This is a genomic window from Pseudomonas sp. LBUM1661, from assembly GCF_059695925.1.
Map to the genome: position 1 here is coordinate 2623828 of NZ_CP166794.1, position 15311 is coordinate 2639138.

At 57.2% G+C, this 15311-nt stretch carries 13 protein-coding genes and 1 pseudogene; 9 read left to right on the plus strand and 5 right to left on the minus strand.

The genetic code is table 11. The annotated features are described in order from the left end of the window. Positions 1-21 precede the first annotated feature (21 nt). The 5 genes from ACA057_RS12190 to ACA057_RS12210 all read left to right on the plus strand — a co-directional run bounded on the left by ACA057_RS12190 (position 22) and on the right by ACA057_RS12210 (position 5609). Complete coding sequence (locus ACA057_RS12190) at positions 22-1521, plus strand: sugar ABC transporter ATP-binding protein (RefSeq protein WP_497348619.1); 1500 nt, start codon at positions 22-24, stop codon at positions 1519-1521. A gap of 29 nt (positions 1522-1550) precedes the next feature. Continuing rightward, a complete protein-coding gene (locus ACA057_RS12195; RefSeq protein ID WP_497348621.1) occupies positions 1551-2348 on the plus strand; it encodes an SDR family NAD(P)-dependent oxidoreductase in 798 nt (265 codons plus the stop codon). Between the two features lie 203 nt (positions 2349-2551). Next, positions 2552-3655, plus strand: coding sequence for an LLM class flavin-dependent oxidoreductase (locus ACA057_RS12200; protein WP_497348623.1), 1104 nt, complete (start codon positions 2552-2554; stop codon positions 3653-3655). Positions 3656-3740: 85 nt separating this feature from the next. Further along, entirely contained in the window at positions 3741-4625 is an 885-nt protein-coding gene (locus ACA057_RS12205; protein WP_497348625.1) for a transketolase, read from the plus strand. A gap of 3 nt (positions 4626-4628) precedes the next feature. Then, on the plus strand, positions 4629-5609 hold the full coding sequence (locus ACA057_RS12210) for a transketolase family protein (RefSeq protein WP_497348627.1): 981 nt from the start codon (positions 4629-4631) through the stop codon (positions 5607-5609). A gap of 210 nt (positions 5610-5819) precedes the next feature. On the opposite strand, the gene ACA057_RS12215 is transcribed toward ACA057_RS12210, so the two are convergent. Next, complete coding sequence (locus ACA057_RS12215) at positions 5820-6725, minus strand: NAD-dependent epimerase/dehydratase family protein (RefSeq protein ID WP_497348629.1); 906 nt, start codon at positions 6723-6725, stop codon at positions 5820-5822. A gap of 147 nt (positions 6726-6872) precedes the next feature. On the opposite strand from ACA057_RS12215, the gene ACA057_RS12220 reads away from it, so the two are divergent. Together ACA057_RS12220 and ACA057_RS12225 are read left to right on the plus strand one after the other, a co-directional pair. Then, positions 6873-7793: a LysR family transcriptional regulator gene (locus ACA057_RS12220; RefSeq protein WP_497348631.1), complete on the plus strand. Its 921-nt coding sequence runs from the start codon at positions 6873-6875 to the stop codon at positions 7791-7793. Positions 7794-7914: 121 nt separating this feature from the next. Further along, positions 7915-8697, plus strand: coding sequence for an SDR family NAD(P)-dependent oxidoreductase (locus ACA057_RS12225; protein ID WP_497348633.1), 783 nt, complete (start codon positions 7915-7917; stop codon positions 8695-8697). A 20-nt stretch (positions 8698-8717) separates the two neighbouring features. On the opposite strand, the gene ACA057_RS12230 is transcribed toward ACA057_RS12225, so the two are convergent. From ACA057_RS12230 to ACA057_RS12240, 3 genes are all read right to left on the minus strand, one after another. After that, a complete protein-coding gene (locus tag ACA057_RS12230; RefSeq protein WP_497348635.1) occupies positions 8718-9854 on the minus strand; it encodes an FAD-dependent oxidoreductase in 1137 nt (378 codons plus the stop codon). A gap of 125 nt (positions 9855-9979) precedes the next feature. Continuing rightward, complete coding sequence (locus tag ACA057_RS12235; protein WP_497348637.1) at positions 9980-10912, minus strand: TIGR03571 family LLM class oxidoreductase; 933 nt, start codon at positions 10910-10912, stop codon at positions 9980-9982. Between the two features lie 209 nt (positions 10913-11121). Further along, positions 11122-11982 carry a type 1 glutamine amidotransferase domain-containing protein gene (locus ACA057_RS12240; protein ID WP_497348639.1) on the minus strand — a complete coding sequence of 287 codons (861 nt, stop codon included), beginning with the start codon at positions 11980-11982 and terminating at the stop codon, positions 11122-11124. A 124-nt stretch (positions 11983-12106) separates the two neighbouring features. On the opposite strand from ACA057_RS12240, the pseudogene ACA057_RS12245 reads away from it, so the two are divergent. Further along, positions 12107-13055 (plus strand): annotated as a pseudogene (locus ACA057_RS12245) (LysR family transcriptional regulator). On the opposite strand, the gene ACA057_RS12250 reads toward ACA057_RS12245, so the two are convergent. Further along, positions 13040-14140 carry an alkene reductase gene (locus ACA057_RS12250; protein ID WP_497348641.1) on the minus strand — a complete coding sequence of 367 codons (1101 nt, stop codon included), beginning with the start codon at positions 14138-14140 and terminating at the stop codon, positions 13040-13042. The pseudogene ACA057_RS12245 and the gene ACA057_RS12250 sit on opposite strands and share 16 nt — an antisense overlap. Positions 14141-14394: 254 nt before the next feature. Between ACA057_RS12250 and ACA057_RS12255 the strand changes: the two genes are divergently transcribed. Beyond that, complete coding sequence (locus tag ACA057_RS12255) at positions 14395-15297, plus strand: LysR family transcriptional regulator (RefSeq protein ID WP_285434318.1); 903 nt, start codon at positions 14395-14397, stop codon at positions 15295-15297. Positions 15298-15311: the final 14 nt, after the last annotated feature.

Below are 15311 nucleotides of genomic sequence, written 5' to 3' on the forward strand. Positions count from 1 at the left end.
ATCGGTGAAGGAGGGCATGTCATGAATGCGATCAAGACCACCGAGGTGCCGTTGTTCCGGGCGAGCAACATCGGCAAGTCATTCAATTCGGTCAGGGTGCTGGAAGATATCAGCCTCGATATCGGCTATGGGGAAGTGGTGGCGCTACTGGGGGAAAACGGCGCGGGGAAATCGACCTTTTCCTCCATCGTCGCCGGAGCACTGACGCCGTCCAAAGGCACGATGTTTCTCGTCGGCGAACCTTACGCGCCGAACGGTCCGGGTGCTGCCATGGCACTGGGGATCAACATGATCCATCAGGAGATCCACCTGCTGCCCGACCTGAGTGTGGCGGAAAACGTTTTCCTCGGTCATCTGCCGACTCGTGACGGCATTATCGACCGCAAGAAAATGTACCGGGAAACAGAGAAACAACTGCGCCGCCTGGGTCTGGATATTTCGCCGGACACACCGGTGCGGCAGTTGAAAATCGCCGCACAGCAACTGGTGGAAATCGCGCGAGCCCTGACGCTCAACTCGCGCCTGTTGATTCTCGACGAGCCGACCGCGGCCCTGGGGAAGGACGAAACCGACTTGCTGTTCAAACAGATCAAGGAGCTTAAAAAGGAAGGCGTTTCCTTCATCTACATCAGTCATCGCATGGACGAAATTGCCCGGATCGCCGACAAGGTGGTGGTCATGCGCGATGGTCACCTGATTGCGCGTCACGACAGTGGTTCGGCGGATGTCGGCGTGCTGGTGTCGCAAATGGTGGGGCGCCCGATCGACCGTTTATTTCCGGAGTTACCGCCCCCTCGGGATGCGCTGGTTCTGAGCGTCGAGCACCTGTCCGACAGGGCGGGGCGCTTTCACGATGTGTCGTTTTCGGTGAAGGCCGGGGAGATCTTCGGCATTGCCGGCATCGTCGGTGCCGGCCGTACGGAGCTGGTCCAGGCGATTGCCGGATTGAGCGCCGTGAGCGGGGGCAAGGTGATGCTGGGGGATCGACAACTGCCGGCCAATAATGTGCTGGCGGCGATCCATGCCGGTGTGGTGCTGATCCCGGAAGATCGCAAATCCGAAGGCGTGGTGCTGAGTCAGACGATTGCCGAAAACCTGGCGTACTGCAATCTGGATAGCCTCAGCTCCTGCGGCATCATGGCCAACCACCGAGTCGCTGCGTTTGCCCGTGAACGCATTGCTGCACTGGGAATCAAGGGCGTGGCGGGGCAGATGCTCGACAAGTTGTCTGGTGGCAATCAGCAGAAAGTGGTGATCGCCAAATGGATCGCGCGCAACCCCAAAGTCATCATCCTGGATGAGCCGACCCGAGGCATCGACATGGGCGCGCGTGCGGCCATTTATGAGCTGATCATCGACCTGTCGAAAACCGGCGTGTCGGTGATTGTTGTCAGTTCCGACCTGGAGGAAGTCATTGGTTTGTCCCATCGGGTGATGGTCATGGCGCGCGGGTGCTCCCAGGGCATTCTGCATCGGCCGCAGATTGCCCCTGACAGCATCATGACCCTGGCCACCGCGTGATGACGGACAGTCATCGAGGAGGATCTTCCATGTCTGCACCGTATCAGGCTCTGCCGTATCGACCCTTTGCCGAGCTGTTGGATTTGTCCGGCAAAACCGCAGTTGTCACTGGCGGTGGCAGCGGTATCGGTTTCGCCATCAGTCGGCGCCTGGCGGAAGCCGGGGCGAATGTACTGATTGGAAGCCTGGCGCCGGAGCGCAGCGGTGAATTGGTCGAGGCGGGTTTTTCGGTGGCCTTTCAGGCCGCCGATGTCAGTCGCCCGGATGATATTCAGCGGCTGGCGGATACCGCCGTCGAGTGTTTCGGCAGCCTGGATATCTGGATCAGTAACGCCGGGATTTACCCGCTCAAGGCAATTGACGACATCGATGCGGGTTTCTGGGACCAGCTTCAAGGCATCAACACCCGGGCAGTGTTTCTGGGGGCTCAGGTTGCGCAACGGCAGATGCGCCAACAGAAAAGCACCGGGGCGATCGTCAATCTGTCGTCGATTTGTGGCCACAGACCCATGGCCAATCACTGCACCTACGACACTTCCAAAGGGGCAGTCATGGCCATGACCCGAAGTCTGGCGAAGGACTTGAGCCCCTTCAACATTCGGGTCAACTCGGTCTCGCCGGGGTTGACGGCGACACCGGGCAATCTGGAGCCGGAACTGCTTGAGCAGCACCGGAAAAACAACGTGCTGGGCAACATCGCTTTAGGCCGGGCGGCAGAGCCGTGGGAGATCGCCGATGCGGTGTTGTTCCTGGTTTCGCCACTGTCGTCCTACGTCACAGGCATCGATCTGTTGGTGGACGGGGGCTGGTTGTTGCACGGAAGTTGAATCGCAAAAAAGACATTCAAGGGTGAGTTGCATGCGCTGAAATCGCGCGTCATCTGACCCGGATATTTAACCCATTCCTTGAACGTTGCGACTTGCAGCGCCGGCATTGGCACGCCTGCGAAACGAGCGCTCGTCATGAAAGCGGTGTGTTGCGAAAGAAAGTTTCGTCCCACGCCCGTCACTGTAAACAGTAGGAGAACGACATGAAACTCGCCATGTTCATGCAGCCACTTCATCACAAGGGCTGGGACTATCACGAGATGTACGATCAGGACATCGCGTGTGCGGTCCATGCCGACAGCGTCGGTTTTGATGAGCTTTGGGTCGGTGAACACACGTCACAGCGCACTGAGCCGATCACCAACGCCCTGCAATTTCTTTCCACGTTGATTCCGCTCACTCGTCGCATGAAATTGTGCACCGGTGTGCTGAATCTTCCGCACCACTTCCCGGCACGGATCGCCGCCGATGCCGCGATGTTCGACCACATGTCCAAGGGACGCTTCATCATGGGTATCGGCCCGGGTGGGCTGGCCTCCGACTTCGAGGTGTACGGCAGCAACGGCAAGGACCGTGGGCAGATGATGGTGGAATGCTACGAGATGATCCGTGCCATCTGGAACTCGAGTGCGCCCTATGATTTTTCCTCGGAGCACTACCAGGTCAGCCTCAAGGAAGCGGTGCACCACGAGCTGGAAATAGGCTACATGCCGACGCCATTCCAGAAGCCGTTTCCACGGGTGGCAACCACGGCGATGAGTCCGTTTTCCGGCACCGCGAAACTCGCGGGGGCCAAGGATTGGGACCTGATGTCCGCCAACTTCAACCCGACGGCAACCGTGGCCTCACATTGGCAGGCTTACTGTCAGGGCGCAGAAAGTGCCGGGATCAAGGCGGATGCCAATAACTGGCGCGTGGCCCGTTCGGTGTTCGTCGCCGATTCCCAGGCACAGGCCGAAGACTATCTGGCGCAAGAGAGCTGCACGCTGCGGCGTTATTTCGACTACATGATCGATAACCTGGCCACCAACCATTACACCAAGATCTTCAAGACCCGCCCCGACATGACCGACGAGGAAGTGACGGTCGACCATTGCATCAAGGAAATGGTGATTTACGGCGACGTGAACTCTGTCACCGAGCAACTGGTGGCGTTCAGTGAGCAGACCGGGCCGTTCGGCACACTGATGACCACCTTCCACGAATGGGACGATGAAGCGCTGTGGCGGCGCTCGATGGAGTTGACCGCGCAGCAAGTCATGCCACGCCTCAACGACTACATGACGCCACGTTTGAAAGCGCAGTAATCGCCTGGTTGCGATTGCGCTGGGCTTATGTGCGGCCGCATCACGGATGCGGCCGAAACTCTGAAAATGCGCTTGGACATGACATATGACTGATTTGACAGATTTCCGCCAAAGCGCGGATCGCGCTTTTGAACTGACTGACGATGAGCTGGCCCGGTTGCGGCGAAAAGCCCAGTTCATTCGGCTGGAAACCATTCGGCTGATCGAGATCGCCAAGGTTGGCCACTACACCTCGGTGTTCTCCGCCGCCGAACTGTTTGCCGCGTTGTATTACGACGTGATGGACCTTCGGTTCGCCGAGCCGAAATGGCCCGACCGCGACCGTTTCATGATGGGCAAGGGACATGCGGCTGTCGGGCTGTTTCCGGTGTTGGTGGAGTGGGGCTTCTTCGAAAGAGAAATCCTCGACAATTACACGCGCCTCGGTAATCCGCTGGGCGATCACCCTGATATGCGCAAAGTCCCCGGTGTGGATTTTTCCTCCGGGTCCATCGGTCATGCCCTGTCCGGTGGTTTGGGCATGGCACTGGCCGGGCGGATGCTGGGCAAGTCGTTTACCACCTACGTGATGCTCGGCGACGGTGAGATGCAGGAAGGGCAGGTGTGGGAAGCGGCGCTGTCGGCGGCCCACCATAAAACCCAAAACCTGGTGGCGATCATCGACCGCAACGGCTATCAGCTCGACGGTAATGTCGATGATGTTATTGGAATCGAGCCGCTGGCGGACAAATGGATCGCGTTCGGCTGGGAAACTCATGTGGTGGATGGTCACGATCTCGCCGCGGTCACGAGCCTGTTGCGTCGCCTCAAGGCTGACACCGCGCGCACGCAGCCAGTGTGCGTTATTGCCAATACGGTCAAAGGGAAAGGGGTTTCCTACATGGAAACCGAACCGGGCTGGCACCTGGGGTATCTCGATCCCGAAGATGCTCAACGTGCTATCGACGAAATCAAAAGCAAGGTGATCTAACTCATGAATAACGCACCTCTGTCGAATAACTCCTGGCAGTATCGGGAACTCAATAGCCAGACACCGAGCTTGAATGCATTGTCCGATGCGCTGATCGAACTGGTCGAACAAGGTGAGCCAATTGTCGTCGGCACGGCTGACCTGCAGTACTCCAACGGCCTGTCGAAATTCGCGAAAGAGCACCCTGAGCGGTTTGTGCAATTTGGCATTTCCGAACAAAACATGGTGACTGCGGCGGCGGGTATGGCGGCGGTTGGCATGAAGCCGTTCGTGGCGACCTTCGCCTCCTTTCTACCGTTGCTGTGCTGCGAACAAATTCGTATGGACGTGGCGTATTCCGCGCTGCCGGTGCGCCTGATTGGCCACCATGCTGGGATTTCCCTCGGCTTCTACGGCACTTCGCACCACGCCACCGAAGACCTGGCGATCATGCGTTCGATCGCTGATCTCACGGTGGTTGCTCCAGCCGACGGTAATCAACTCAAGGCAGCCATTATCGCCTCGGCGAATTACCCGCAGCCGATTTACTTTCGCATCATGCGCGGGCGTGATCCGGTGGTGTATGAAACGGTTCCGCACTTTGAGTTCGGCAAAGCCACCGTGCACTTGACCGGCGATGAACTGACCATCATTGCGACGGGTTCCACGGTCCACCCGGCCCTTGAAGCTGCGCGTGCCTTGAATGCCGCCGGGCGTTCGGTGGGCGTGATCGACATGACCACCATCAAGCCACTGGACCGTGAGGCGGTGCTGACCGCCGCGCGCAACAGTCGGGCCATTCTGACCGTTGAAGAGCACAACATCATTGGTGGACTTGGCGGTGCGGTGTGTGAAGTCATCGCGCAAGAGGGGATCGGCGTCAAGGTACGCGTGCATGGAATCTACGACGAGTACAGCCTGATTGCACCGCCAACCCATCTATACCGCCACTACCGACTGGATGCCGTCGGCATCGAAAGCGTGGCACAGGAAGTATTGGGTTGATTGCGTAGCCGTCATGCCTGACGGAAGTACTGTGTAACCGACTACCCGCAATTATTCCTTTTAGGCTGTTTGGGCCTGCACGTGCGACCAGGGTCTTCATTGAAGAATACCCGGGTCGCACGTTTTTTTATGGGTCGGATTTGTGCCGTCGGGGGGGGCACAGGCATAAAAAAAGCTCACCGAAGTGAGCTTTCATTCATCGAGCGGTTTTTACCATTGCACGCCGCTGGTTTCGATCCATTGCAATATCGATTCACGCTTGGGCGTCCAGCCGAGCAGTGCTCTGGCGTTGACGGCACGTACACGGCTGTTGGAGCCGATCGCGAAACGAGCCCAGTCCCCAAGCTGAGCGATCGCGTCATCGGCAGGCCAGCTTTGAATATCGCCGCCAAAACCAAGGGATTTACTGATGGACGTGGCGATTTCGAGGAACGATGCCTCGCCGTTTTCGGCAAAGAACAACGAGGCCGATGGGGCCTTTTCGATGGCCAGGCGATAGAGCTCGACCAAATCCTCGATGTGAACGTTGGACCAGCGATGCACCCCGGCGCCCATGTAGGCCCCGGCGCCATACTTGCGCGATTGCGCAAACAGTTTTGGCAGTTGATCGCTTTTCACCGGTAATCCCAGTGACTCACCGTAAATCATGGTCGGGCAAAACACGATACTGCGGATACCCTGTTCCACACCTGCGCGCCGTACGGTCTGATTAATGTGGACGCGGTCCTTACGGATGTCCATGGGCGTGAAAGGCGTCTCATCGGTGAAGATCTCGGCGCGCTCATAAGCACCGCGCGCATCATCACCCACAACACTTGAGCCTGAGGTGTGCAGCAGGACTTTTCCGCTACCGCTCAGGGCCGAGATAAAGGTTTGCACCGAGGCCAGGTGATCGGAGTTGGCCGCATTCACGACCGCGTCGGCAGCACGGGCCTGTTCGCTGAGAATAAAAGCGTCATCCAGGGTGCCGAGCACAGGGGTGATGCCCAGCGCCTGCAATGCACCGCGTTGTTCCGGGTTACGGAGCAGGCCACTGACTTCATGACCCGCATCCACCAGGTATTTGGCCACGGAACCGCCGATGTAACCGGTCACGCCGGTAACGAAAATTTTCAATGTTCTGTCTCCCTTGTAGCTTGAGTTTGCCTGGCCTTTACTGAAACAAAAGCGCAGTCATTCCTGGTCGAGGAATCAGATCACGATACGACGGGGACTGTTTGTGAGCTAGACTGCTTTAACTACAAGTATCTGTGAATACAGTTCATGCTAAATATCAAAGACATCAACCGTTCTGGCGAGATGGAGGTCTTCACCCGAGTCGTCAATGCCGGCACCTTTTCTGAAGCTGCAAGACGACTGGACATGTCCCCCTCGGCGGTGAGCAAGTTGATTGCCCGTATGGAGACGCGCCTGGGCGCTCGCTTGCTTCATCGTTCTACCCGGCGCCTGGAACTCACGGCCGAAGGTGAGCGATTCAACAATGAATGCCTGCGGATTCTTGAGCTGATCGACTCTGCCGAGCGTGATATCGCCAATGTGACCAAACCTAGCGGGTTGATTCAGGTGAACGCCAATCTACCTTTCGGCCTGCATTGCCTGCTACCACAGCTGCCCGATTTTCTGACGGCTTACCCGGATATCACGCTGAACGTGGAGCTCACCGATACCGTTGTGGATCTTCTTGAGCGACGCGCAGATGTCGCGATACGTACCGGGCCGATGAGAGAGTCGAGCCTGGTCCAGCGTCGGCTGGGTGAAAGCCGAATGATCACGGTGGCGTCACCCGCGTACATCGCGCGATTTGGTAATCCGAAAACCCTGGAAGACCTGCAACGGCATAACCGGCTCAGCTTTGGTTTTCATCGTCATTCGCAGGCCTGGGTTTTTCATGACGCCGATGGCAAACGCATTGAAATTGAGCCCAAAGGTAACATCTTGCTCAGCGATGGAGAGAGCATGCGTCAATCGGCGCTGGCCGGAATAGGGATTGCCCGACTGGCGAGCTTCCACATTAATGCCGATATCGAGTCGGGACGTCTGGTGCCGCTGCTGGAGCAGTACAACAGTGGTGAGTCCGAGGCGATTCATGCGGTGTTTATCGGCCCAGGACAGCAACTGCCCCATCGTGTACGGGTGTTTATTGATTTTTTGTTGGAGAGGATCGGGCCGCACCTCACCTCTTGATGGCGGTAGGTCAAGCCTCCACTTTCAGAGTTTTGCACAATCAGTCTTCACCAACCCCTGAAAGACTTCAGCCTGGGCCTGAGGCAAGATTTTCTGCATAACAACAGAAAAGAGAGCTTCCATGGATTATCAACTGACTGGCAAAACCGCATTGATCACCGGCGGGGCGACAGGCATTGGAAAAGCCATCGCCCAACGCTTCATCCTTGAGGGGGCAAAGGTTGTCATCAGCGGCCTTTTGGCCAAGGAAGTCGACGCGGCTCTCAATGAATTGGGTGATTGCAGCAAGGGGCTGGTTGCCGATCTGACACAGGACGGGGCGGCGGAGTGTCTGGTGGCGTTGGCGCTCGAGTCTGGTCCGATCGATTTCCTGATCAATAACGTCGGTATTTTCGAGGTCAGAGATTTTTTCGAAACGGACGATGCCACGTGGTTTCATTACTTCAATGTCAACGTCATGAGCGGCGTGCGCATGACTCGCCTGGTCATGAAGGAAATGCTCAACCGTGGGCAGGGGTCGATTGTATTTATCAGCAGCGAGTCCGCCGTCAAGCCACAGCCATGGATGGTTCATTACGGCGCGATGAAAACGTGTCTGCTGGGTGTCTCAAGAGCGCTAGCGGAGCTGACCAAGGGCACGGCCGTGCGCGTCAACTCGATATTGCCTGGACCGACCTACACCGAAGCGGTCAAGCGCTACCACCAGGAAATCGCTGCTGAGAAGGGCATCACTGCACAGCAGGTGGTAAACGATTATTTTGACGATACCGAACCGACATCTTTGATCAGGCGCATGATTGATCCTGAAGAGGTGGCTTGCAGTGTTTTGCACCTGGCGGCATCACCAGCGCTCAATGGCATGGCCATGCGAATTGAAGGCGGAACCATACGGTCGATACTCTGAAGTGATGCTCTGGCGGTAAGTCAGAGGGCAGATTTGTATCGGTTGAACAGGTCAATGAGACTCTGGGGGGCACTGTCGTCGAAGAACAACTTGAGGTTGCTATCCGTTTCCTCTGCCACCTTCGCACTGCGGGGGAATAATTCCTTTTCATAAGCAATCAATGCAGCCTCGACATTTTCGGGGTGGGCGGCGATGGCTTCCCCAAGCAGAGCACCGTCGTATAGCGCGAGGTTGGCGCCTTCGCCAGCGAACGGCGACATCAGGTGCGCGGCATCGCCGAGCAGTGTAACGCCGGGGACTCGGTCCCATTGGTGGTCGACTGGGAGCGCATGGATCGGGCGAAGCACAGGATCAGTATCAGTATCGGTGATGAGCGCAGTCAGTGCCGGCGCCCAGCCATCGAATTCCTTGGCGACCAGGGCCATGGCCATCACGGGATCGGCGAGGTCGAGGTGAGCAAACCAGTCCTCAGCTCTGTTCAGGGCCACGTAGGTTTGCAAGGTTCCGCTCGCATGGCGGTGGGCAAGAATTCCTTTGTTCGGCACAACCGCCATTAGGGTTCCTTCACCGATCACCTCTGCACTATCGGGGTGGCGACGGTTGGCGTCAAACAGGAAGGTCTCGATGAAAGAGGTGCCGACGTAGGCAGGTTTAACGTCCGATAGCAGTGGTCGGATTTTCGACCATGCGCCATCGGCCCCCACTAGAAGGTCGGTCGTTACGGTTGAACGGTTGGAGAAGGTGAGCACATGCCGCCCGCCGCCGAGCGCGGCTACGGCGGTCACCTTGTGTCCCCAGCGAATCGTATCGGCCGGCAGTGATTCAAGCAGTATTCTGCGCAGCTCACCGCGTTCTATCTCGGGCCGTCCGCCGTTATCGGGGCTGGGCCAATCAAACAGGATGTTGCCCTGCAGATCGCATATTCGCTTGGCATCAGCACCCTCGATGATGATGCTGAGAAATTGCTCGAACAGACCCGCAGCTTTGAGCGCGAGCTGCCCGTTGTATTCGTGAATATCAAGCAGGCCGCCCTGCGCACGCGAACCTGCCGATGGTTCCGCCTCGTAGATCGTCGCCGCGATACCGTGCACATGAAGGACCCGTGCGAGGGTCAATCCGCCGAGCCCGGCACCGACGATTGCGATAGAAGTATTCATAAAGATCCTTTTGTTATGGGCGTTCGCGGAGAGTAGTGGGGGAGCGCCCCGCGTCATAGCAATAGGGCGATGAAGTACGAAGTCTCGCGATTCACTCGCATAAGCTGACAGGAGAGAAACTCGTCTCAGATTGTGCTGTGAAACCTGGGTAAAACGTACTCGGCAATTTCTTCCATCACCTCCACCACTGAGCGTGCGCTGTGACGCAGGTGCAGACCGACATGTTGCACACCTGCTTCACGTAGTGCCTCCAACTCTGCAATGAGGGCCATACGTCCGCCGCGTCCACCGAAGCGTACGGGTTTCATTGGCGAATGAGGATCTGATTCAAGGTCCAGATGCAAGAAGGTGATATAGGGTTTGTCTGTACTTATTTCACGCCAGAGTCCTACGCGTCGACGATGTTCCTGCACTGTTCCCGGGTAAGCGAGCCAGCCGTCCATGTGCTCTCCTATCCAGTCGGGTGATTGTTGGCCAAGTCCGGCAACGAGCAGAGGAACGCGTTCTTCACGCTGCGGCAGGATTTGGGCGCCCTCCGGCAGACGTCCGCTGCCTTGGCTTCTGAGTAACTCTACGGCGTCGCGAAAATACGCTCCACGCTGGTTGTAGTCGACGTTGAACAGCGGATATTCCATGGGGCGATCGCCACTGGCCACTCCTAGCAGCAGACGCCCGTCGCTCAATTCGTCGACGCTATTGGCGGCCTTGAGGGTCAGCCATGGTTGTCGAAGCGGCAACACGACCGCTGCAGTGCCAAGCATGATGTTCCGGGTGATGCCGGCCAGATACCCCAAGTAAGAGAAGGTCTCGAATACTTGTGCAGCATCTCCGAAACTCGGGTCATACATCGGGACATCACGCACCCACAGCGCTCGAAAGCCGCTGCTGTCCGCTAATCGGGCCAGTTGGGCATGTTGCTTAATGTCCGGAACGCCGAATGGACGTTTTTCCGCAATGCGCAAACGCTGGCCCTCAGTGGACCAATCATTGTCCAGGGGCAATTCCAGTCCGATGGAGAAGTTGTTGGGACCAAGCAAACGTTGAAAGTGTGAATCCATGAGGTCTCCTGAGTCTGCATATCTGAGGCAGCGCTATGGGTGAATACCGACAGTATTGGTGGCCCCGACCGGGAGAAAAATGCACCAACAAGCACAATACCTTTGATGAAAATGCACAATTGGAAGCAGCCTCCCTCCTTTTCAACGCTCAAAAAAACGCCGCTCATCGAGCAGCGTAATATCGATTCAAAAATGCGAGCTTGAATTGATCAGCCTTTTGGTTGGCTCTGGGACTTGAGTCGCTCAAGTATTGCCTTACCCACGTCCAGCGCAGAACCTGGGTTTTGACCGGTCACCAGTTCGCGGTCGATGACGACATGGCTGGTCCACGGTGAAGAGTTGCTGCTGTATACGCCGCCGGCTTGTTCCAGTGCCGTTTGCGGATAGAACTTCATAACGCCTCCCTTCAATAATCCCTTGGCCAACTCTTCTTCCTGATTGCTGATGACCGTGAACTTGTAGCCGGCGTAAGTCCAGTCCGAGGTCGTAGCCTGGGTGCCGGTTTCGAGTTGGCGCGTGAAAGCGGTGGGGTTTGACAGCGTCGACAGCAGGGCAATCGGTCCATGGCAAACGAGGGCGGTTGTCTTGCTGTGCGCATGGAAATTATTCAGCAGTTTTCCGAGTTCGACGCTGTGCAGCAGATCCTGCATCGGTGCATGGCCACCAGGTACATAGACAGCATCGAAGTGCTCGTAGCCGATCTGTTCGACCCGCGACAGGCTAATGACCGGTGACTCACCCGGCGAGGTGATCTTGAGGTGCTCCAGCAGCGCCTTGTGCTCCTGCAGTGCCGCAACGTCATCGTTGAAATACATCTTGTCGGTGGACGATTTGTCCAAAGTCGGCGCCTTGCCTGTAGGCGTGGCAAAGGTCACCGTGTGCCCGGCATCGAGCAGCAGTTTTACCGGTTGCATCAATTCGTTCAGGTAAAAGCCGGTTGCAAAAACGTTGTTGTCCTTGAGGTCGAGGTGGTCTGAATCGGATAGCACGATCAGTACGTTGCTGGCCTGGGCGTTGAAGGCCGAGGTGCAAATGGTCATTGCAAGGGCGAGTCGGGTGATAGGGCGCATGGGATTTCCGAGCAGTAGAGAGTGATTTCGATCAGCAGGTGTCTGATCCCGATAGAACTATATTCATGCCTCTATGGGCGATAAACTTGCTGAAAAGCAAAGCACCTGTTCTATGGAGGTAAAGGTGAGCCGTCGATTCGATTATCTCGCGGACGTAGAAGTCTTCATCACCGTGGTGGAGAAGGGCTCCCTGAGCGCAGGGGCCGTTGTTCTGGCGACCACCCCGTCAGTGGTCAGTCGAGCGATCTCTCGCCTTGAAGCACGCGTGGGTGTTCAGTTGTTGCGCCGCACGACTCGACGCCTGAGCCTGACCGAGGCGGGTCTGCTTTACCTTGAACAGTCCCGCGCGGCGTTCTCGTTGATCGATGATGCAGAGCGGGCTATCCGTGGGCAGGAAGGTGCGTTGACGGGCCGTGTACGGCTCAGTGTACCGACGACATACGGACACTACCGACTGCCGGCATTGCTCTGTCGCTTTACTCGACAGTACCCGCAGGTGCGCATCGAGTTGAGTGTCAGCAATCGAAATGTGGATCTGGTGGCCGAAGGGTATGACCTGGCCATTCGCCTTGGGCCATTACCTGACAGTGGCCTGATTGGACGCAAACTTGAGGATGCGCGTTTGTGCGTGGTCGCCGCACCGGATTATCTCGAGCGTGCAGGTACGCCGCACAGCGTCGACGAACTGCCAGCGCATGCCTGCCTGCCTGCCATTTGTGATGCCCAGCAGCGGCCGGATTGGCCCCTGGTTGTTCTGTGAACAGGGTATTGATCGGGAATGGATACCTGAGGCGAATGTACAAGTGTCCGACGACGTGCTGGGCACTGTGTCTTTGGCCGAGCATGGTATGGGGATTTGTCAGACCTACGACTTTATAGTCCGGGAGCGGATTCAAAGCGGACGCCTGGTGCCGCTGCTCGAACAGTCGGGTGGAAGGTCCCGACCGTTCTCGGTGATTTTCCCGCCTCATCGCCAGTTATCGGCCGCGTCCCGGGCGCTGATCGACTTCCTGACCCGCGAAGTGGCGGATCAAACCCACACGCCACTCAACGGGCGTCAAGCGATCGGGTAGGTCGGGTAATCGGTATACCCCTTGGCGCCACCACCATAGCTCAGTGCGCGGTCTGGTTTTAACAGAGGCCAATCGTTGTGCAAGCGTTCAACCAGGTCGGGGTTGGCGATAAAAGGTTCACCGAATGCGGCGAGGTCGATCAACCCGCTGCGCAGGAATTTCTCGGCACGCTCTTTGGTCATGCCCCCGGCGAGAACCAATGTTCCTTGGTAGTGGCTGCGAAATTTTTTCAGGAAGTCGTCTGGAATCGGCGAACTGCCACGCGACAGTTGATCCATGAAATGGACGTAGGCCAATCCTCGCCGAGAAAGCTGATCGGCGACATACAGGTAGGTTTCTTCGACGTCCTCGTAAAGCCCCATGTCGAACAGGCCGCCAAACGGTGACAGGCGTATGGCCGTGCGTTGTGCACCAATTCGTTCAATGACGCTATCGACCACTTCCAGCAAAAAGCGCGCGCGGTTTTCGAGGGTATCGCTGCGGTATTCGTCCGTCCGGTCATTGACCAACGGATTGAGGAACTGCTCAATCAGGTAGCCGTTCGCTCCATGCAATTCAATGCCGTCGAAGCCGGCATCAATCGCATTGGCGGCTGCCTGGGCAAAGTCACGAATGACCTCTTTGACTTCGTGTGTGCCGAGGGCGCGGGGGGTGGAGACATCGACTGGCCCGGGCTCACCACGTTCAGTCATGCCCCAGGCCTGGGAGTTGCGGGCAATCCGAGAGGTCGAGCTGACCGGTGCGATACCGTCCGGCTGAATGCTGACATGGGAGACACGTCCGACATGCCAAAGCTGCGCAAAGATAACGCCGCCGGCATCGTGGACAGCCTGAGTCACTTTGCGCCAGCCATTGATCTGTGGCGTGGTGTAAATACCGGGGATGGCCAGAAAGCCTTCAGCCGAGCGTGAAATCGGAGTGCCTTCGGTAATGATCAGGCCTGCGCTGGCCCGTTGGCTGTAGTAAAGCGCAGTCAGTTCGTTGGCGACGCCATCGGGGTTGCGAGCCCGGGTCATCGGTGCCATTGCGATTCGATTACGTAGGGTCAGCACGCCAGCCTGGCAGGGGTCGAATAATGTGCTCATGGAAACCTGTCCTCACTTGATGATGCTCAAGAGGGTAGGCGCCGGGTAGCTCGCTGATAACCTGGCAACGCTGAACATGTTCTGTGAGGTCGTTTCACAACTGCGCGGGACACAGTGAGTGCATAGACGGTGTTGCATTGGGCTATATATTTGAATCTTATTCATAAGCCAAGTGAACGCTATCCCATTATTTCTGTGATTTTTAGTGAAGCGCTTGTGATATTTTTTCACTAATAATTCAGAGGGAGAATGACGTGGATAACAGAGCGGGTGAGATGTCGGTCTTCGTGCGGGTTGTCGATGCCGGTAGCTTTTCGCAAGCCGCACGCCAGATGCTGATGACGCCTTCAACGGTCAGCAAATTGATTGTTCGCCTGGAGTTGCGTCTGGGCGTTCGCCTGCTGGAGCGCTCGACACGCAAGCTGTCGTTGACGGATGAAGGGCGCATTTACTATGAACGCAGTAATGCGTTACTGGCAGAACTCGATGACGTCGAACGGGTATTGGCGCAAGGTGCTCAGAAGGCTCGCGGAACAGTGCGCATCAATGCCTCGGTAGCGTTTGGTACGTTGGCGATCGAACCCAACTTGCCAGCTTTCTGGGAGGCTCATCCCAATATTCAAATCAACCTGTCCCTGTGCGATGACATCGTCGACATGTACCTGGATCGAACGGACATCGCTTTCAGGGTCGGCGTATTGAACGACTCGACGCTGCGCGCGAGGACAATCGGTGTTGCGCGCCGAAAGATAGTCGCCTCACCCCTTTACCTGGAAAAGTACGGCGTCCCCGAGACCCTCGAAGAGCTCGGCGAGCACAATTGCTTAAGTTTCAATTTCCGACGTGCGAGTCCGGTCTGGCCCATGCATCAAAGTGGCCGCATTGTTGATCGCATTGTCCAGGGCAACCTGCAAGCCAACAACGGCGAGACTGTTCGGCGTATGGCCATAGCCGGGGTGGGGATTGCCCGATTGGCCGACTTTCACATTGACGAGGACCTCGCCGCCGGCCGATTGGTCGAGGTGCTCGCGCAAACCGGTCACGACTGCGAGGAAGTCCACGCGCTGTATCAGGGCGGTCAGCATGTGCCCCAGCGTATTCGGACATTCCTCGACTTTATGGTTCCGCGCCTACAAGCCTTCATGAGCCGCGGGTAAACCTGCTGCCGTCG